Here is an 18,872-nt window from a genome sequence, read left to right on the forward strand (position 1 = left end):
TGACAACCAATGCACAGTGGTCCCAATATGTGAACCCGGTGTTATGAGAAGTTCCTGGTTTAGTCACCTACAAAATACTCTTGTATTCGTCCAAAACAGTATTTACAAAATGGGTTTTCCCATCCGTATATGCTGTACGGTTATTCGTAAATTTCTCTGCAAGTTCTATCTTTAAAGATGAGTAAGCGGTTACTAAATCCGGGTGTTGTCTTAATATGTCTCTAAATGTTATGTGCTTCTTTAATGCTTCACTTTCCTTGTTGCAAACATAAAGATGATGTTTCGGCTTTTGATTCATCTCTCCATTATAGGGAACTATGTCATCAGTTCTTGCAAAAGCCTCCCTGTTCTCTACCCCTAAATTACCCTCATGAAAGTAACCTAATTCACTCAACTTTCCAATTACTTGAGGAAGTAATGTCATTGAGTCTATTACAATATCTATATCAAGAATTGGTTTGGCTAAAAGGCCAGGTACAGAGGTACTTCCAACATGCTCTATGGTTAAAGCTAACTCTCCTAATTTATTTTCTAATATATCTTTCAATTCATCAAACATAACAGGCCATGCATCATTATAATCTTCAATAATCACTGGTCTCGAACTCATCTTAAATAGCCATCCCCTTTAATATGCCTTTACGAAGATATCCGATAACGTGACGCCCCATCTTCCTAGAATCACGGAGTGACCGCCGAATAGTTATAAAACCAATCTCTATGCATTAGAAATATATGTTCAATAAATCTATCGATTTCTGTTTCATTACATCCAATCCAATTATCAACTTCGTTCATTATCTCTTCATTAAGATAATTATCTATACCTTTACAATAATTCTCTAAAATAATTCTTTCATCGTATTCTCGAAGAATACTTATCAGCACATTTGCCGAGTCTATTTCTAACACTTCATAGTAAGTCCAAACCCCAGATCTTTCAGACATCGATTGCCAATTCATTAATTGGTTTAACGCCATAACCCATCTAATGTTCTCAGTCTTTTGCACAAATGAATTTGCTAAGATTAATAATTCAACTTTTGACTGATATTCATTTATCGAATTGAAAAATTGATCCAAGTAGAATTTTGAATACTTCATTAAATCACCCATAAAAATTATTTCAGTTTCAAACTGCGCTCTTGCTACCCTATTTTGTCTATCTCTTGATTGTGCTTAATACTCCAGTTTATAAACGATTTCCCCATCTATTACTCGGCCATCTTCTGTAAATCCTAATTTTCCATATAGCTGTTTTGCCCAAACATTCTCTGGTTCAAAGCTTATGTATATAACCCGATGCTGTCTGTCTTCTTTAATCCTTTCAATAAGCAGTTCCATAGCAGCCTTCCCATAACCTTTTGATTGATACTTAGTATCTATCATTAACCGATAAATCCAATATTCATGATCTTCTTCATCTATACAATACATCGTAAATCCCACTAGAACTTCATCATGATAAATAGCCAAGCAGACACACTCTGGGAATGCCTTAGCCTGTGCGAGCGAAAACAAATTTGTCGCTACAAACTCACTTTGTTCATCAGCGACACTCAATTTAATGACTTCAAAAAAATTACTTCGATCTATTTCCTTAAGTGCTATCATAAATGCTCCCCTTTTCTTCATTATCTTAATCTTGGATAATATACGCTCCTCCGGCTGCTAGAAGATGTTATCCACTTTCATAATTACACGGAAATCAAAATTTTTCCACTACTTCACCTACATACACTTGAAATCAAAGTTATGCCCAAAAGGAGAGTTGTCCCAGCCTGCTGCAAGGTTCACTGTTCGTTACGATAAGAAAAAACAACGAGTGAAAAATGCAATTATCTATTATCAAATCAAAGACGATTTATACGGATTGGAAGAGTGACAAAGATTTTGCCAAATCCTTTGCCAAGCCTAAATATACCCCAAAACAAGCGATTTCTGCAGCAAGCGGTAAAGTTAAATCCATATTCATTGTCAATTTGGCCGGATATAAAGTTACTGTTAAATTGAATGAATATACATTCAAGAAAGATAAACAGCCTACAATCGTAGGCAAGATCAACAAGAAAGGGGAATTTTATTTCTTTTCTCTCACGCCTTAAGTTGGGCGCTACAGTCAACAGAAAATAAAGTATTTGACACCGATCGGACTCAGAGGTTATTTTTCATAGGCATTCTTCATACCAATCATCTTCAAGATTTTGAATAGTATCTTCTAAAAGTTCTGAAAATGTTGGAGCTATAAAATAAACAAAATCAGGGTCATGTACATAAAAGATAACTTGCCCAACTGTACCATGTTCTGTCGGGTCAAAGTCTAACATTAGATACAATGACCCTCCTACAACCTGTGCAAAAGGAAACCAACGCTTGTTAAATAAATATGGCTTAATACGAGGATCAAGCTTACTAATTTCCTTATCGCTGTAATACTCACTCATTAAATTATCGCGATCGCAGAAAAATTTCTTGGTATCTCTAATATCGTCAAAGGAAAGCAATGTAAATGGAATACAACTATCTTTATATGAAGTATACAAAAGATTAAGAGGATAGCCGCTACCATCTTTAATTTTATAAAACGCCTTAAAATCCGTTGGTAATGAAATGCTAAAATCTCTTTCAAAGTCGTCAAATTGTTTATCTGTTACTCCTGTTATCTACTTGTACTCTTCGAAATACTCAATATCCTCATCAACAACTTTCTCAGCTAATAAACCCTCTATTGTTTTATGTAATTCATCTATTAGAGACATCTTACTTACCTCCAAATATAATTATTCTTCGCAAGGAATCAATCTATTATTCCACGAATACATCCATTCTACCTTAAGAGCCGAAAGGCTCTTTTTCTAAAGTGTACTGTCAGCAGTCTCCTTTTATAAATAGAATGATGCCTTTATGAATCCTCAATAAAGCATACCACATCTTGGAATTGCGATGGTGCTATTCCACCTTACTATATTTTTGAAGATATTCCTAACATCCTGCCCGTTAGTTAAATAAAAATTTGTTGTATATTCTTATTGAGAGTCCTTATCGCTTTTGTACTCCAAAATATCGCCTGGCTGACAATCCAAAGTCTTACATATCGCTTCTAATGTTGAAAAACGAACCGCTTTTGCTTTTCCGTTCTTCAGAATGGAAATATTCGCTATAGTAATTCCAACCCTTTCTGAAAGCTCCGTTACACTCATTTTTCGTTTTGCTAACATCACATCAATATTAACAACAATTGCCATATCCTCCACCTCAGACCGTCAAATCATTTTCTGATTTTATATTAATCGCTTCTTGTAAAAGTCTTTGGAGAACAGCTGCAAAAATGGCGATAACCAACGAACCAAAAATGATGATGAGTCCCACAAATCCGATAGGAGGGTCAACTTTCTCCCCTATAAAATGAAAGAGCGGCATACCTAATACGTACCAACCACTTATTGTTATTGCACAACACTTTATGTTCTTTAACGCCTTTATAGATAAATCCGAGAACGCTGTGTTCTCGTCAATGTATCGCAAAAGGTTAAAAGCCTGATAGAGAGCAAAGTAAAAAGGCACAGCCGCTCCATACAACAAAATTAAAACGAGAGATTTTAGATAAGCAATATCTGGATACAATTTCCCAGCAAAAACTCCGATTTTAGGAGCCAAAAATATACAAAACGCAAGAACGGGGATTCCAATAAGAATAACAGCTAACTTTAAAAAGAACGTCGCTACTTTTTTCAAAAAAAAAGCACCTCACTTGATTTAATGACATAGTAACTTTATTATTAAATATATCGTTTTACAATAAATAAATATTGATATTTATTGAATTTTTATTGTTGTGCAATTTTACAAAAATAAAGAGCATTTCTCACTACAAAGAAATGCTCTTACTTTAAAATGTTAAATTTCCAACTTGTTCAACTAGATGCCCGTTAGTTTAATAACCACTAAGGATAGATGAATTCGATTTTTTATTTGTTGCGCCGATTTCCTATAACGTTCTTTTATCTACGAACCCTCACTGGTCTTAAGGGAGTGACAGGCCGCGACGTGGTTAGGCACAGGTTTGTCTAGCTGACCCCATTTCTCCGAAACCGATTCGGATCAACCTCAATAAGATCTTACATTGTCTGTTTAGTCATCAAAAAATCTTGAATTTGTTTCATATGGTAGCTTTCATGAGATATAAAGAATTCTGTTAAGTATGTTCCAATAGTGAATCCCCGATCTCCCGGGTAAACTACAGAAAATTGATTATCTTCCAGCTTCATTAAATTATTTATCATTATTTGGCGATTCTTAATTGTTTCTTCGATGATTTCTTTCTTATTTCTCCCCTCTCCATAAATAATGGATTGTTCATTAAATCCTAAATAGTCCGGATGTTCTCTTAATTCAGGAGATTTACTTTTTAATAAATTTGGGAATGTGACGTTATTAAAATAATCATCCCATTTCATGATATGGGTAATAACATCATGAATTCTCCATTTCCCTTCACCAAGGGGTGAAAACCATATTTCATCCTTTACGTTATCTAAAGATTCTACGAACGATACAAATTCATCTAATTCAGAAATTAATTGTAGTCTCATTTTCTTTCCCCTTTGTAAATTCATCCAGGGAAATTATACCACACCACAAGAATGTATGTTCTCTTTTATATTCTAAATCTTCTTTTATGCACTTGCACTGGTATCAGTATTCATGACATCAATCTCCCTTGGATAGCGCTTCTATCTTAGGATAATCGATGTGTCCAGCTGCTCTCGCTTCTCTGCATCTCAGTTGCCAGTCGGAAACTCTTCAGCCGCCAACCGGATCGAGGGGCGAATGCACCAATCGTGAGTCACGCTTTCCTCAATGAAAATAGAATATAGATCGATTCAATTTCATGGAATTCTTCCAAAACCCACGAGGTTTTAGTTAAAATTCGCTGCAATCCCTCCAGCCCAAGATAGCGGATTTGCACGCCAATAAACTCTGTAAATCCAAGGTATCCCGGATTTACATGCGCCCGATCGAAAATTAAGGAACCCGTGACCCGGGCATCTGCTGGGGAGGTGGTAAACAAATGGTTTAGATTCTCAATGATATCTGAATCCGAACCTTACTCAAATAGCCCGCCCTCCGATGAACAGAACTGAATCCATCCAGCTCGTTCCAAACTCAACTTCAGCAGTTCCCCTGGTTGGCTCCAGTCATAATGAATGATATTGAGGGTAATGTCCAGACCATAGAAGCGTTCCCCCGGCTGCTTCAGAACATCGATGCATCGTTTTGCGAAATTGGGTCCGTAGGTATCGATATCTAATATGTTGATTTCAATCTTCCGTCCCTTGAGTAATTCCGGATCCGATTCCTGAATTAGAATCAGAGTGTTGATACTGTCGGTTGCCGCACCTCCAGCGATATTGAAGAAGCAAAGGTTCCGTTCAGGGAATTGTTTGAGTTGGGGCTGCAAAATTTTCGATTGGTGCCGGCAAAGATCCCTCAGCCTGATCCGCAGCCCCATGAAAGAGGTTTGCTTCACCGCCCATTTGTCCCGGAAGCCTAATTTTATCCCCCCGCTTAACTCGGGACCAAGTTTGTACACCAGGGTACGCATACCGCTAAGATATGAATTGTCAACACTCGACATTTTCACAAATATGTTCTGAATAAAGCGAGGCATCTTCTTTAATGATTCAATACTCCGGGCTGACTTGAGACAGTTCAAATGATACGCCTGTTCATCAATACTTGCGTTGAAAAGGGGATGAGTAATATCCAGTATAGGTAATTGAGTTTCATTCTCGAAAACTGCATAGGGAATGCGCTGATCTTGATTTGCCTTCATCATTTTCAACCCCATCTCACTTGAAAGACGATTTGAATCTAACGAAAACCCACAGCGAGCGTTGATCTTCCTTTAGTATTCAAAGGGACTCTGAACTCGAAATAGAAATTAATCCTTAGACTCCTTGAACGTCAATTATTACTTCGTTTGGTAACGCCACTTAATTTCCGATAACGTTGCCGCGGCTGATGATTTTCATACTGTGATGGCTGATAGCCACGGTCGCGCTCCTTTCCATGCAATCGGCACAATGTTTTTCTGTGGTATTTAATAACAAGTTCGCGTTTGCTATACTGATAGCAAATAGCGTGGTTTTGGGAGGATAGTATGAACGAATTAGAGCAAATTGAACAGAAGTACAATTTTACGTACCCGAAACTATATAGACAGTTGTATTTAGACGGTATGTTGGATTCGGGCGGAGAATATGGGCAGGATTGGAACGCAAAGTATTATGCCAAATTAGCCCAAAACCCGCCTATGCTGTTTTTCGGCTTTGACTTTGAGTTGCTGAAATGGAACAGCATCGTTGAAGAAATCGAAGCATTCAAAGACCCTGACGATTATCGTCAGACGAAACCAGAGTTTCAGTTTGTTCCATTTGGTCGACAAAAAAACGGAGATTTGTATGTGTTCCAATTTGATAGACAAAACGGTGAGGATGTACCTGTTACGTTGGTTTATCACGATGATATTACCGCTGTTGTTTTGGCGAAAAATTTACAGGATTTTATTTTTCGGGACTTGCTTGAAGATTTAACGAATATGAAGTATTCCCATACAGCAAGTGGCGATTTAAAAGTCAATTCTGCCAACCTATTAAGAACACACCGAAAGTATTTGAAGCATAGTCAAGTTGAAAAGTTGGAAGAAATATATGCTAGAGATGTTTTTGAATACATAGAAACGACCTCAACTGGGCACGAATTGCCACTGGAAGGGTTAATCTCAAACGTTGAATTAGAACAGGTGTTAAAACAGGAGATTAGTTTCGACGCGCTCGACAACGAGTTTGAGTATTGCAATTCATAGACACGCACAAGACGTCAGCACGTCTACAGGCTGACGTCTTCACTTTGTCTTTTCGATTTGGATTTCTGATACATCCATAAACATAGAAATGCTGTTCCGAATTGATTAGCGCAGGGGGAACAGTGCTTTCTTAAAGCCTTTTCATAATATCTTTCTTCTTCAGACCATTCTTTTTAGCTTTTGCATGCCAAAAAGAGTGTGTCGCTGCAAATCGCCAGGCAAAGCGTGGGAAATTTGGACTGAACAGCAAGGAATCATCACTCCCCTGCGAATGTATATTTTTTGCCAGTCTCTCCATTGCCCTTCCTAGATTTTTTAAAGGGCCCTGGCCAAGTGGTACCTTTTCGATAAAACCCATCATTTCACCAGCGCCTTGCCCGATTCCTTGTCCAAAATGAAGGCCGGATCGTATGCACCAATTTTTGATGATTTCAAGAGCAATGCAAGTTTGCTTCCCCTCATAAAATCCATTGTTTACAAGAGCATAAACGTAAATTTCCTTTTTCCGTTCTGCTTTCATATACCCTTCAAGAGTAGTCAGCATCCCTAATAAATGCGACGGTATTGCATCGAAGTATAGAGGAAATGCAAAAATTAATGTATCCATGTGGCAAAGCTCGATGTATTGCTTATCGGTAAGCGGTTTTTTATTCATGTTATAGTGTGTTATTTCATGCTCGGAAATTATTAAGGGTTCAAGTGCTTTGAGCATCCTGCCCGAATTGCTCTTTCCTAACTTGGGGCTTCCATTTATCATAGCGATTCTCATTATATAACCCCCTTGATTGTTTGCAAGCTGTTATGGAAATACATCTTGTTTCCTATGGAATTTAAGTTCACGCTATTCGCCGCAACCAGAGCTTGTGCGGTTTCCTTTTCTGCGTTGGTTATGTCACTGCCATAAAAATGAACCGATAGAGTGAATTTGTTATCATACCGGAATCGGTGATGGGTTTCTCCATTTTTGATTGCAAAATAAGGCAGAAGATATGGTAAGCTCCTATCCACAATATTGCACACAAAGGGGCTGTAGCTCCCATAAACACATTTACTAATGATAACCAGCTCATGGCATTTTGAAAGAAGTTCGCCCATATTGTCATAACCATCCTTTATAACGCATTCTCCCGGTGTTCTGACCCAGCATCCGAAGCAACCAATGCATTTACGGATTGTTCCATTATCTGATATAACCGTTACGTCTGTATTTTGTGTATTTTGGTTATCATACAGCGCTATGAATTCTTGTTGATTCAAATCATGTATAATCATTTTCATCATTCTATCTCCTTAATACAATTGTTTATAAAAACATGAATCCAGTCCCCGGAATATCGGATACCCTGATTGGTAAGCAGTGAGGCTATGCCGTGTACCATTGACCAAAGAACAATCAATTTTTCGGAATAAGCTTCCTCTGGCAATCCTATGCTGTGAAACATTTGATACGCCGTTGTCCTGAATAAAGCAAATGGCGGATAATCATTGGCGTTATCATTGTCCAAATCAATGGTTAATCCTGAGTGATAGAAAAGAAACTGAAAATATTGCGGATTTTCAATAAAAAAAGAAATATAAGCCTGCCCTAGCAGCGAGGTTGCTTCGAGACTGTTTTCCTGTCCACGAATTGATGTACGCATCTTATCCATAAATCGCTCCGTTACATGCTCGCCCATAGCATATATCAGCTCGTCTATATCTTTAAAATGACTGTATGGTGCGGCATGACTGACGTTGCATTTCGCTGCGACCTTACGCAGGGAAAAACCTTTTAACCCATCTTCATTAATAAGCCCTATACCAGCTTCGATAAGTTTATTTCGCAAATCACCGTGATGATATGGTTTTTCTTTCATTTGATATATACTTCCTTTCATATAACTTGACACTGTAAAGATCATAATAAACAATCTTTACAGTGTCAAGTTGAACTTTCGAATCCCTCTTTCACTTCCTCACGTATTAATTTCCGATAATGTACATCTATTCACGAAAAGCCCCAGCCTTAGATAGCTCTTCAGGCTGGGGCTTTTGTTGATGTTGCGTCTTAATGCTAAATCAAACGTTTTTCGTAAAACACAATTGTCATTTTATCGTTAATTTGCACTAATTCCCCTGTCTTTTGATAACCTAATTTTTCATAGAGATAACAATTCCCCTGCTCTTGTAATATGGTATCCAATTCCCAAATTCGCGCATCGTTGTATATATCTTCGATTATAGAAAATACCTTGTGTGCAATTCCTTTCCCTTGATGCTCAGGCAAAATAAATATTGGGCTGACGCGATAGATTTTATTCTCTTTCCTTACAATTCTAATTGCACCTATTGAAATATTTGAACTTTTTATAATGTAATAATCCGTAAACGATTGATTTAATCGATCAATTATTCGTTCCACAGATTCATAAGCAGGGCTGGTTTCATAATCTTGATATTTATGTAACAGCGGCATAAATGCTTTGATTTGCATTTCGTGAATCATCGTTGCTTCATTAAGGCCTGATTTGATTAACGTGATGTCCATTTTATTACTCCCTCCAGATGCAAACTTATGACGTTACCTTTTTCGGTTTCCAGCAATTGCGTATAACGCCACCGACTTAAGGCGACAAAGTTGCCGGGTGCGATGCGCTTAGTTATCAATTATATTATTTTCGTCTTGTTCTTTTTTTTGTGCTCTTCTTTGTTCCCGTGCTTTATAATAACGAATTACATAATTTATTTCGCTCTTCTCATCTTTTGGAATACTGATCCATTGGGATTCACTTTTAATATTATATTCAAATTTCGCTTGTCCCTTGGCATTTGGAATAGTACCGTGAAACGTATCACCTGCGAAATTCCCATCTACATCATATCTATATAAGCTAAATCCATCAGATTTTTCTATCAGCAATACGAATTTTGCATTTGGGAGCGATCTAGCACTACTTGAATCTCCACTTATTTCTGGTGGAAACCCAATAAAATGCTTTGTTTTTGGTTCTACATCTTGTTTTAAAATAGCAAATTGTCTTAACATCAATGCCTCCAAGAGTTAAATAAAATCGAGCAACGTACATTGCGATGCTAGTAACGATGTTATATGGTGTCGGGGCCTACTTCAAAATCTTTAATAATATACGTTTAAAAAACGAGTCTGACAACTAGTTACCGTTGCATTTTTTGAGATTTTCTATTCATTTAGAATCTTTAAATTTCTTCAACTCATACCAACATATTATCAAGAATAAGATACTACCTGGTAAAAACGTAATAAAATATATCCATTTAGGTGCAAGTCCTGTCGGAGACAAAATACCTCCACACATTATAATGAAACTAACTAAGGATCGAAGCCGAAAGTCTTCCTCTATATTCATTCTTCAACATTCCCATTATCACCAAGGACTCATAATTTTCTTCTGATTTAATACATTCCCTTAACAAGCCTTCTACCTTAAATCCGGCCCACTCATATACGTGTCTTGCTCTATTATTATGTTCTTTAACATCCAACCAAAGCCTATGCGCTTTAAGATGATTAAACACGTATTCTTGTATCAGCTTCATTGTTTCCTTCCCATAACCTTTACCCTTTTCACCTATATTAATTCTAACTAATTCAATACAACCATTTTGATTGGATAGTCCTGATAATATGAAATACCCAATCTTCTGACTATTTGAGTTCTCTACAATCATATATATAAAATCATCGCTTCCCAATGCATCCTGGTGTTTATCCCTGGTCCAAGAAATAATATATTTCTTGCTATCTGGATGTTTTTCTAATGAGATAATGAAGTCTAAGTCCTCTATTCTGGCTCTCCTAAATTGAATGTTTTTCGATCTCATTAAGTACTCTAAGGTCAAATCATATCCTCCTCCTATCATATTTAGTAGCTCTTGCACAAGTTTTCACACTGAACCTTCTTCGATTTGCTCAATCAGACTCATCAATTCCAAGAGATCGGACAGTTCTGCAGTCGGGTTCACCTTCATCTGCTTCAACATTTCTTTATCGGATCGATAAGCTATAAACCTTATCCCTGCGCTAATAGATGCCTTTCCATCTATCCATGAATCGCCTATAGAGAGCCATTCATTCGCTGAGTTCTTAAATTCATCCAACACTCGCAAATATCCATCCGGTGAAGGCTTCAATGATTTCATTAACTCCCTACCAATAATGAAATCAAAATATTCATAAATACCATTATCTCTTAATGCGATTTCTGCAGCTTCAACAGAATTATTTGTTACAATTGCAAGGTGATATCTACCTTGAAGTTTATTAAGGATCTCCACTGCACCGGGCTCCAAATCAGCCCCCTGCATTCCACACACTTCATGCTTCTTCGCAATATCCCACATTTCATTCAGTAACTCTTCAGTCATTCGATTCGTTTGTATTGCTTCCTCAACAATTGTTGATGTTGTATGGTAATCAAGATTATATCCAGCGGGTAGGATCTCTTTCGATACGAGAAAATGATAGGTTTCATACTTCATGGCTTGGAAGTCAATTTTTGAGCTTAAAATCGTATTATCCATATCAAATACAATGCCTTTTAATTGATGCCTCATAGGATACCTCATTTACAAAGATGTGTTCTTAAAAAATCAATCACATTTTCAAAGGCGCTTTGAACTTGTAGTTCACTAAAGTTATGATCAAAAACATGATCCGCTCCTTTTATAGTTATTAACTTTGTAGCTACTCCCTTTTCCTTTAACTTCTTGTGCATTAATACTGATTGTTCGTAGGGAACATCTGTATCTTGATCACCATGAAGCAATAATGTTGGGGGAAAATCTACCGTTATATTATTGATTGGGTTATATTGAATTAATTTAGTAAGATCATGTTCATTATTGATTCCCGTTACTTCTTTTAACCAGACACCGTGCTGTCGGCAATATAAATAATAATTAAATCGTTCCCATTGGCCATTCGTAACTTCACGATCCCCGACATGCTGACAGGCTGCCTCCTTATTTATAGTCGGTTTCTGACAGTAGTATTCACTTGGTTTAGATAACCATTCCCCAAGGATATCCCCATAACCATAAAATGAAACGATCACTTTAGGTCTAATATCCATTGTTCCAATTAATAAGCTGAGATAGCCACCAGCTGAACTACCCATAACTGCAATATTATTTACATCGAAATCAAACCATTCGATTGCTTTCGTTCTTACCCAAGTAATTGCGTCCTTTATATCTTCTATGATATCCTCAAATCCAGTTTCAGGAGCAAGTCGGTAATCAACGCTGACTATACTAAAGCCAGATCGTCTGAAATATTCAATCTGATCTGAGGATAACCATGATCTTGCTCCAAAAATTAACGCTCCTCCATGGATATACAAGATCACAGGAGAATTTCTACCCTGATAATAAATATCTGCACTTATAGAACAATTATTTACTTCTTTATAGATCTTCGTATCTTTCAAGACTTATTCCTCCTTTCGTTATTACCGAGCATTTCAGCTAGCGTTTCTGTATTCGTAAAACGCCCCAGCCGATAACTCTTATCTTAGGCTGGAGCGTTTGTTGTCTGATTATCTTCCATGATTATACATCTAACAACCAAGAGACGTCACTGTCCCATATTCTTTGATTAAGAAACTTTCGTTCCAATGATCATCTTTATACGTTCTCGTTCTTCGTTCTTATCCAGGTACTCAAAAAATCCAAGGCGATTCCCCCAAGGATCTGTAAAGGTTCCCCATTTGACCGGAACCTCTGGTTTTGAGTAAATTTCAAAATCATCTATTTCTAACAGCTCAATTAATCTATCTTTTTCAGCTTCAATATTCGTTGTTCCTAAACGTAATGGTCCATTTCCTTCAGTAGGTATTCCTTCTGCAATCTGTAACCAACATCCGGGAATCAGTTCCCACTCCGCAAACCCTTCATGTGGAATAAAATCAGGCTTTCTATGTAAGAGCGTTTCATACCACTTCTGTCCTTCTTCGATATTCGATACCCGAAATTGAGTAGTCATCTCAAAAATCATTGTTAGCTCCCTCCCAAATTAATTGTTCTGACAATATTAGGCCCTTAGTATTTCTTTTTTCATTATCAGTAAATCTTCAAAAATAGGTCTTTGTACTGTACTAATGTTTGAAATGTCGATTTCTTCTAACGCTTTAAATTCAAGTCTTAAAGATTCCTTGTTAGGATCACTGAATTTTACGGTATTTCCATCATTCCCTATCTTCCCATTGAGATCTACCAGTGCATTGAATATAAACATTACAAATACGACTTCATTCCCATCGGGATACCGATACTGCATTCTAGGTCCACTATATACCCCGTAAAGTTCATTTTTACAAACTTCTAAACCTGTTTCTTCAAGAACTTCTCGTTTCATTGTTTCTTCAATCGTTTCTCCTGGCTCCATTCCCCCACCCGGTAAACCCCAATCCCCATAATCAGAACGCATTTGAAGTAATATTCTGTTATCTTTGTCCCGAATTATGGCTCCTCCTGTTACTATGATTCTCATCTTTGAACTATCCTCTCAATTTTGTTTTATGGTTTGCGCTAGTTTCATAGTTAGGTATTCGCGACGCCTCACTACCTTAAGGACGAAGTCGGCCGAATAAATTTTTTGCCATATGTACTTCATACTCATTTCTATCAAATTCTTTATAAGAAATTGCATCGTGCCAGGAATTTGTCGTTTCTAACACAATTCTCTTGAATCCTTTAGCTATTGCTCTTCTTTCAAGCTCTTTTAACATTTTTTGAGCTAATCCATGTCTTCGGTATTCTTTTTGTACCGACATTCTAACAATTCTCCCTGTATCAACCTCTTCACGAATTAATGCACCAGTGCAAATAACTTTTGTATTTATTCTGCCAACTAAAAAGTGATTTCCCCTACTACTATAATTAAGGACGATTTCATTGAGATCTTGATTTAATGATTCATCCAACGATCCAAATCTCTCCTTTAGTCCAGCTAAAACAATACGTTTAGCATCTTCTTGTGTGTCTTTACTTACTTCTTCGATTACAAGAGTTTGATAAACTTCTTTCAAATTGAGATCTCCATCCTTGAACTGCTTAAATTGACTACAGCCAAACCAAGGGTCGAATGATCCAAAGCATGAATATTGTGTTAGACGAACCCACTCTGACTCCGCTTTCAATTTCATTTGCTATTCATTTAATTGAATTGCTCCCCACATGTTCCCATTGAGATCTACGAATTTAAGAACCCATCCGAATCCTTCATCTTTATAAAAAGTAATTTCAGCTCCAATTTCTTTCAGATAATCATGGAACTGATGAATTTGCTTGGTGTTGTAGAGCAATACAGGCATCTCTTGTCCATTAAATATGAAGTTAGCACTTGTTATTTCATTGGTTTCCCACAACATTAACATTGGCCCTTCTTCCAATGTTAAAAAGGCATGATGCTGCTCTTTAGATTTCCCTGATAATTTGAATCCAAGGTGCGATACATACCACTCAATTGATTCATCCAAGTCTTTGACTGGAATTTGCATGTGTTCTAATTTTGTTAGAAAAGCATCGCTCATCCTCTTCACTCCTAAAATGAATAATTTCAAACTCTTTGTGATTTTATCTAACTTTTTGTATTCACGAAACGCCCCAGCCCTAGAAAGCTCATATCTTAGGGTGGGGCGTTTGTTGTCTGACCGACTTCCATGATTATACATCCGATACTCTACTCATTATAATTCATATTCCTGTATATCCTTTTTAAGTATCCTGAACGCTTTGTTACTTGGAACAATTAGATAGCTTTAAATATTCATGCTTCAAAATACTCATCATTATACGATCTACATATTGGCCATTTTTATAGACTTCGTCTCTTAGTATGCCATCCTTCTTGAAACCAGCCTTTTCATAAGTCCGAATAGCACCAGGATTATCAGCATCTACCGTCAAATACACCTTATGAAGGTTTAAACGCTCGAACGCAAAACCCAGGACAACACCTGTCACTTCTGTAGCGTACCCTTGCCCCCATACCGTTTTGTCCCCAATCCAAATACCAAATTCAGCATGCTTGGACCAAGGATGGATGTTAAACAATTGGGTACTGCCAATCGCGATGCAGTCTTCTTTTATTATGGTAAAATAGACAGCTGATAGATCTGTTTGTGCGTACCTCCGTGTACCTGGATTGGTACATATTTTAGCCCACAATTATCCGAAGTAAAGCCACGTCCACCTAAGACTCAACTGTAGTTATATTTTACCTTTTTTACATCTGCGTACAAGCGTTCCTATATTGGAAATAAAAAAAACAAATCCGACTCTATCATTCCCTCGAATATCGATTTTCGATCTCTTGTTTAAATACTTCTATTGGCCTGGAGTAATTAATCGGTTTATAAAAACTATCATTATTCCATTTATTTAGCTCAATATAATTTGCAAAATCGAAACTTATATTCTGCATTATTAACACTACGTCATTCATTGTGCTTATTACACTTCTGTTATTTGTGGTTGTAAATATAATATCTGCACAATCATTTATATATTGATTTATTCTTGCCTCATCAAGGTTTTCACTAATTAAATAGTCGGTTAATTCTTTCAAAAAGATATTTTTTAGGTTTTTATATTGAGTACTCCTTACTCCTACTATCGTCAAACTAAGTCTCGATAAATCATTCATAAAGATAAGGTACTTTCTCCTATTTACTACAACTACATTCGCATGCCAGCTAAAAAAAGAATCAGAACTGTCTATTTTTGTTATTGTTCTTTCCATTTTCAAGTCTTGTAATAATTTTTTAGTCCCTCGGATCACAAGCACAAAAATCACCTCTATTTTTGGTTTTAATAAAATCTTTGCAGGTGGTTTCGTCTAACGTCTCTGTATTCATGAACCCCGACGGGGTTGCCTGCCGAAATGCCTCTCCGAAATCCAGTTCTGCAGACCAAGGCTCCGTTAGGAGCCGCTGCATAAATATTAGAGATGTCTGCACATCACTGAATTAATTTCAATGCCTATTTAACATTAAGCACACTATTATCTATCGCCATCAATTACTTCTAGTATCGCAAAATAATATATACTTTACAAAATAATAGGTTTGTAGCTCATTGCTTTATCGACTATCTCTTCTGGGCTATACTCGATATCACTCCAAAATATTAAATCTGAGACATGAGGATCTGGCACATTACTTTCAAGTAAATTCATCATCTCATCTATTTCGTGCTCTGTTCCTTCACAATTCATAATTTTTCTTACGAGAATAATCAATTCATCTCTACTTAGTTTTTTGTTCATTCTTTACCTCTCAAATAAAAAGTTCTCTATTGGGTGATATTCTTTCAGAAATCCTTTTATTTTGTCTTCTCCAAAATAAAAACCCTTAAGCTGTGTATCAAAAAATTTCTTTAATTCTTCTTGATTAATTGAATAAACAGGGGCGAATGCCCCAATGCGTGAATACAATGCAATATGTACTTGCCTCTGCTTTGAGCAAGCTTCCAAAATTCAATGATCTTCAATACAAGAATTTGTTAGTAGTCCGATGATTTGAACTATTTCTGCTTCTGCTACCTTTTTAGGTCCCTCCATAAAATATCCCTTCATTCCTACTTCTAATGTTTTTCTATGACGTGCTCTAGAACTAGGAAATAGAATCCACATCCTTGCTGTTCCACTTATATTTACTTGCTTAATTCGTCCATAATAAGATTTCCAAACTCATCTTCAAATTCAGGGTGTATCACCCTTAAATCTATTGTATTATTCATAAAATCCGATTCTATAGCAAAATCACTTCGATAACCTTGATAAGGAAGATTTTGTCTTCCACCTTCTTCAGGTATAAAAAATCGATACTTAACAAGAAAATCTGGAGGATGTTTTCTTAATGTCTCATAAGGAACCCACATACGTTTATGTTCCTTTCTTCTTTTATCATGCTTTGCATTAGGCAATTACTTATAACGTTCTTGTATTCACGACCCCACCGACTTGAGACGACAAAGTCCCTGGGCGCGATGCGGTTAGTCGGTACGGATGTGTCCGCCTGATCCAACTTCTCGGAAATTCCTCGAGTGAATCAATGGGCGTAAGCCCCGCAGTGTAAACACAGTGTTAGGTGAAGTTGCTGACTTCTTCGAAATCCACTTACAAGTTATTTTATTTCTTCCTTTAGATACTCATTTAATTTCTTAACATTGTCAGTTACATATTCAATTTCTTGATTCTCTTGTTTTATTAATACATATAATGGTGTGCTTATTACGTTTATTCTCTTATCTGGAATTCCGATACCTGGTACTCCGAAACTGTAGACACTTATTCTATTACCTGGATCTTCCAATCCTTTAACCTTATTGCTATTACTTGCTGGATACTCATAGACAAAAAGTGTATATTGAGTCTTTTGAAAGGAATAAGTTGCGATTATATAAACAACAAAACATACGAATAAGCCTGATCCCAAATAATATAGATATTTATTTATTGAGTTTTTCATGGTTTAATCCTTTTGTTTTCTTATTTAATTTACTACAGTATTTCCGTCTAACGTCCTCAGTTTTCACGATAAAGGAGCGACAGTAGCTGGGTCGAAAACTTAGCCTCTCAGGATTGTCTGCTGATCCACTTCTTCGAATCAGCAGCGTGAGTACGGTGTTATGGGAAGTCATCGACTCCATTGATATACAAATTATTAATTGTTGTTATTAAGTATAGTAAGGTTATAATTTCGCTATGACCTCGTCAATGTTATCCCATTCATAAGTTAATTCATTCAAAACTTTTCCCCCAATTATTATCTGAGTGGAATCACATAATTTGGCACCATAATTTTCATAAAAATAGCGGGTCTTGTTATCTTCTAGAACATCAACAAAAATGTTTTGATATCCTAAAAATTTGAAATGTAGAAACAGTTGTCTGAGTAATTCTTTCCCTAAACCTCTTCCGTGATATTCCTTAAGTATGTATATAGATGTTAAGTTACCTGAATTAGGAACTGTCTCTCTCTTACCACAATCTGCAAATCCAATAATTTCTCCTTCTGGGTTCTCTACTAGAACTACAAAATTATCTTCTTTTTCAATATTTTTGATCCATAAATCAGTTCTTTTTTTATATGATAATTTTGACAAGAAATCATCTGAGATAACACCTTTGTAAGTTGTTCTCCAACTATCCACATGAACTTTTGCAATTCCTTCTGCATCGTTTATCGTTGCTTTTCTTATTCGCATAATATAATCACCTCTTAGGATTAATTAATGCAGATATTACAAAAACTTATCCATAACTATATATAATGAGTAGTAACATCTCTTCTGTTGAAATTTATTTACGATGATTTCTTATAACCTTTTGGCATCTATGCCATCCTGATATACGTAATAATCTTTTTTACAAAATCAGATCTCAAAATATTGATATCTTATCTTAAGACCTTCTTCCATCTCTTCTTTTTCTTGAAATTCGACATTCATATATTCATAAATTTTTCTCCAAAATTGAATTGCGGGAATATTATTAAATAGTTGGCCTATTGCATACCTTCCAGGACATTGTTGAAATAAATCTTGAACAGCCTGTTTCCCTAAGCCTTTCCTACGATATTTCTTTAAAATGAAAAACGAATTAATCAAATAATCATATCGTTCTGGATTCGTATATGGAGAGCTTTGAAGTAAAATGAAACCGATAATATCATCCTCATGCTTAATAAAAAATGGAAATAAACCTTCCTTCTCAAAAAACCATTCAAAAGCATCAAATTCAAATAAACCACTCTCTTGATTAAATTCCTGTTCTTCGTTAAATTCCGATAAGTCATGAAGAAACAATGTCATCAGGTGTTTTAAAATTATTTTCTGATTCAACTCAACTTTGACTACTGACATCTCAGATTCACCTCAATAATAGGACTTCAAGAATTTCCTTCTTCTAAGTATAACTTCGAAACCTCTTATTGGAAATATAACCCTCACAAAACAAAAGGGCACATCCACCTACTCATAA

General features: G+C 36.2%; 29 protein-coding genes. 2 read left to right on the forward strand and 27 right to left on the reverse strand.

Features of this window, described 5'->3' with window-relative positions; genetic code table 11:
• Nucleotides 1-67: 67 nt before the first annotated feature.
• The 3 genes from BLS15_RS08425 to BLS15_RS08435 all read right to left on the reverse strand — a co-directional run bounded on the left by BLS15_RS08425 (nt 68) and on the right by BLS15_RS08435 (nt 1,614).
• On the reverse strand, nt 68-610 hold the full coding sequence (locus BLS15_RS08425; protein ID WP_090511158.1) for a GrpB family protein: 543 nt from the start codon (nt 608-610) through the stop codon (nt 68-70).
• A gap of 71 nt (nt 611-681) precedes the next feature.
• Nucleotides 682-1,104: a hypothetical protein gene (locus BLS15_RS08430; protein ID WP_090511161.1), complete on the reverse strand. Its 423-nt coding sequence runs from the start codon at nt 1,102-1,104 to the stop codon at nt 682-684.
• Nucleotides 1,105-1,179: 75 nt separating this feature from the next.
• Nucleotides 1,180-1,614: a GNAT family N-acetyltransferase gene (locus BLS15_RS08435; protein WP_090511164.1), complete on the reverse strand. Its 435-nt coding sequence runs from the start codon at nt 1,612-1,614 to the stop codon at nt 1,180-1,182.
• A gap of 218 nt (nt 1,615-1,832) precedes the next feature.
• Between BLS15_RS08435 and BLS15_RS08440 the strand changes: the two genes are divergently transcribed.
• Nucleotides 1,833-2,105 carry a hypothetical protein gene (locus BLS15_RS08440; RefSeq protein ID WP_028532218.1) on the forward strand — a complete coding sequence of 91 codons (273 nt, stop codon included), beginning with the start codon at nt 1,833-1,835 and terminating at the stop codon, nt 2,103-2,105.
• Nucleotides 2,106-2,168: 63 nt separating this feature from the next.
• Here the strand turns inward: BLS15_RS08440 and BLS15_RS08445 are convergent, their stop codons facing one another.
• The 5 genes from BLS15_RS08445 to BLS15_RS08465 all read right to left on the reverse strand — a co-directional run bounded on the left by BLS15_RS08445 (nt 2,169) and on the right by BLS15_RS08465 (nt 5,839).
• Nucleotides 2,169-2,663 (reverse strand): SMI1/KNR4 family protein, encoded by a 495-nt coding sequence (locus BLS15_RS08445; RefSeq protein WP_302848146.1) that lies wholly within the window; start codon nt 2,661-2,663, stop codon nt 2,169-2,171.
• Nucleotides 2,664-3,026: 363 nt separating this feature from the next.
• Entirely contained in the window at nt 3,027-3,245 is a 219-nt protein-coding gene (locus BLS15_RS08450) for a helix-turn-helix domain-containing protein (protein ID WP_028532216.1), read from the reverse strand.
• Between the two features lie 10 nt (nt 3,246-3,255).
• Nucleotides 3,256-3,735: a DUF2975 domain-containing protein gene (locus BLS15_RS08455; RefSeq protein ID WP_028532215.1), complete on the reverse strand. Its 480-nt coding sequence runs from the start codon at nt 3,733-3,735 to the stop codon at nt 3,256-3,258.
• Between the two features lie 383 nt (nt 3,736-4,118).
• Nucleotides 4,119-4,592 carry a DinB family protein gene (locus tag BLS15_RS08460; RefSeq protein WP_028531131.1) on the reverse strand — a complete coding sequence of 158 codons (474 nt, stop codon included), beginning with the start codon at nt 4,590-4,592 and terminating at the stop codon, nt 4,119-4,121.
• Nucleotides 4,593-5,107: 515 nt separating this feature from the next.
• Nucleotides 5,108-5,839: a hypothetical protein gene (locus tag BLS15_RS08465; RefSeq protein ID WP_254777321.1), complete on the reverse strand. Its 732-nt coding sequence runs from the start codon at nt 5,837-5,839 to the stop codon at nt 5,108-5,110.
• 324 nt (nt 5,840-6,163) lie between these two features.
• On the opposite strand from BLS15_RS08465, the gene BLS15_RS08470 reads away from it, so the two are divergent.
• Nucleotides 6,164-6,868, forward strand: coding sequence for an SMI1/KNR4 family protein (locus tag BLS15_RS08470; RefSeq protein ID WP_028531132.1), 705 nt, complete (start codon nt 6,164-6,166; stop codon nt 6,866-6,868).
• 130 nt (nt 6,869-6,998) lie between these two features.
• Here BLS15_RS08470 and BLS15_RS08475 read toward each other — a convergent pair whose 3' ends face one another.
• The 19 genes from BLS15_RS08475 to BLS15_RS08570 form a co-directional block, all read right to left on the reverse strand.
• Complete coding sequence (locus BLS15_RS08475; RefSeq protein ID WP_090511167.1) at nt 6,999-7,637, reverse strand: NADPH-dependent FMN reductase family protein; 639 nt, start codon at nt 7,635-7,637, stop codon at nt 6,999-7,001.
• The gene (locus BLS15_RS08480) at nt 7,637-8,149 is read right to left on the reverse strand and encodes a hypothetical protein (protein WP_036666467.1); all 513 of its coding nucleotides are present in this window, start codon (nt 8,147-8,149) and stop codon (nt 7,637-7,639) included. Before BLS15_RS08480 ends, BLS15_RS08475 begins: the two co-directional genes overlap by 1 nt.
• Nucleotides 8,146-8,724, reverse strand: a complete 579-nt coding sequence (locus BLS15_RS08485; RefSeq protein ID WP_090511170.1) for a TetR/AcrR family transcriptional regulator — start codon at nt 8,722-8,724, stop codon at nt 8,146-8,148. The genes BLS15_RS08480 and BLS15_RS08485 overlap by 4 nt, the downstream gene beginning before the upstream one ends.
• A 197-nt stretch (nt 8,725-8,921) precedes the next feature.
• Nucleotides 8,922-9,395 carry a GNAT family N-acetyltransferase gene (locus BLS15_RS08490; RefSeq protein ID WP_028531136.1) on the reverse strand — a complete coding sequence of 158 codons (474 nt, stop codon included), beginning with the start codon at nt 9,393-9,395 and terminating at the stop codon, nt 8,922-8,924.
• Nucleotides 9,396-9,503: 108 nt separating this feature from the next.
• Nucleotides 9,504-9,893: a hypothetical protein gene (locus tag BLS15_RS08495; RefSeq protein WP_090511173.1), complete on the reverse strand. Its 390-nt coding sequence runs from the start codon at nt 9,891-9,893 to the stop codon at nt 9,504-9,506.
• Nucleotides 9,894-10,192: 299 nt separating this feature from the next.
• Complete coding sequence (locus tag BLS15_RS08500) at nt 10,193-10,747, reverse strand: GNAT family N-acetyltransferase (RefSeq protein WP_051613953.1); 555 nt, start codon at nt 10,745-10,747, stop codon at nt 10,193-10,195.
• 24 nt (nt 10,748-10,771) lie between these two features.
• Entirely contained in the window at nt 10,772-11,440 is a 669-nt protein-coding gene (locus BLS15_RS08505) for an HAD family hydrolase (protein ID WP_028531139.1), read from the reverse strand.
• 8 nt (nt 11,441-11,448) lie between these two features.
• Nucleotides 11,449-12,315, reverse strand: coding sequence for an alpha/beta hydrolase (locus tag BLS15_RS08510; RefSeq protein WP_028531140.1), 867 nt, complete (start codon nt 12,313-12,315; stop codon nt 11,449-11,451).
• Nucleotides 12,316-12,482: 167 nt separating this feature from the next.
• Complete coding sequence (locus BLS15_RS08515) at nt 12,483-12,881, reverse strand: VOC family protein (RefSeq protein ID WP_028531141.1); 399 nt, start codon at nt 12,879-12,881, stop codon at nt 12,483-12,485.
• 36 nt (nt 12,882-12,917) lie between these two features.
• Entirely contained in the window at nt 12,918-13,376 is a 459-nt protein-coding gene (locus BLS15_RS08520) for an NUDIX domain-containing protein (protein WP_028531142.1), read from the reverse strand.
• 76 nt (nt 13,377-13,452) lie between these two features.
• On the reverse strand, nt 13,453-13,914 hold the full coding sequence (locus BLS15_RS08525; protein WP_028531143.1) for a GNAT family N-acetyltransferase: 462 nt from the start codon (nt 13,912-13,914) through the stop codon (nt 13,453-13,455).
• Nucleotides 13,915-14,034: 120 nt separating this feature from the next.
• Nucleotides 14,035-14,418, reverse strand: coding sequence for a VOC family protein (locus tag BLS15_RS08530; RefSeq protein WP_028531144.1), 384 nt, complete (start codon nt 14,416-14,418; stop codon nt 14,035-14,037).
• Between the two features lie 205 nt (nt 14,419-14,623).
• Nucleotides 14,624-15,055: a GNAT family N-acetyltransferase gene (locus tag BLS15_RS08535; protein WP_231515017.1), complete on the reverse strand. Its 432-nt coding sequence runs from the start codon at nt 15,053-15,055 to the stop codon at nt 14,624-14,626.
• A 115-nt stretch (nt 15,056-15,170) separates the two neighbouring features.
• On the reverse strand, nt 15,171-15,668 hold the full coding sequence (locus BLS15_RS08540; protein ID WP_139170652.1) for a DUF6933 domain-containing protein: 498 nt from the start codon (nt 15,666-15,668) through the stop codon (nt 15,171-15,173).
• Between the two features lie 270 nt (nt 15,669-15,938).
• Nucleotides 15,939-16,154: a bacteriocin immunity protein gene (locus BLS15_RS08545; protein ID WP_028531146.1), complete on the reverse strand. Its 216-nt coding sequence runs from the start codon at nt 16,152-16,154 to the stop codon at nt 15,939-15,941.
• A gap of 386 nt (nt 16,155-16,540) precedes the next feature.
• Nucleotides 16,541-16,768, reverse strand: coding sequence for a hypothetical protein (locus BLS15_RS29420; RefSeq protein WP_231515019.1), 228 nt, complete (start codon nt 16,766-16,768; stop codon nt 16,541-16,543).
• A gap of 245 nt (nt 16,769-17,013) precedes the next feature.
• Complete coding sequence (locus BLS15_RS08560; RefSeq protein WP_028531147.1) at nt 17,014-17,358, reverse strand: hypothetical protein; 345 nt, start codon at nt 17,356-17,358, stop codon at nt 17,014-17,016.
• Between the two features lie 223 nt (nt 17,359-17,581).
• Nucleotides 17,582-18,097 carry a GNAT family N-acetyltransferase gene (locus BLS15_RS08565; RefSeq protein ID WP_090511180.1) on the reverse strand — a complete coding sequence of 172 codons (516 nt, stop codon included), beginning with the start codon at nt 18,095-18,097 and terminating at the stop codon, nt 17,582-17,584.
• A gap of 168 nt (nt 18,098-18,265) precedes the next feature.
• Nucleotides 18,266-18,754: a GNAT family N-acetyltransferase gene (locus tag BLS15_RS08570; protein WP_090511184.1), complete on the reverse strand. Its 489-nt coding sequence runs from the start codon at nt 18,752-18,754 to the stop codon at nt 18,266-18,268.
• Nucleotides 18,755-18,872 lie beyond the last annotated feature (118 nt).

It is taken from the genome of Paenibacillus sp. cl6col, assembly GCF_900102125.1.
In the GTDB taxonomy this organism is placed as follows: domain Bacteria; phylum Bacillota; class Bacilli; order Paenibacillales; family Paenibacillaceae; genus Paenibacillus_B; species Paenibacillus_B suaedae.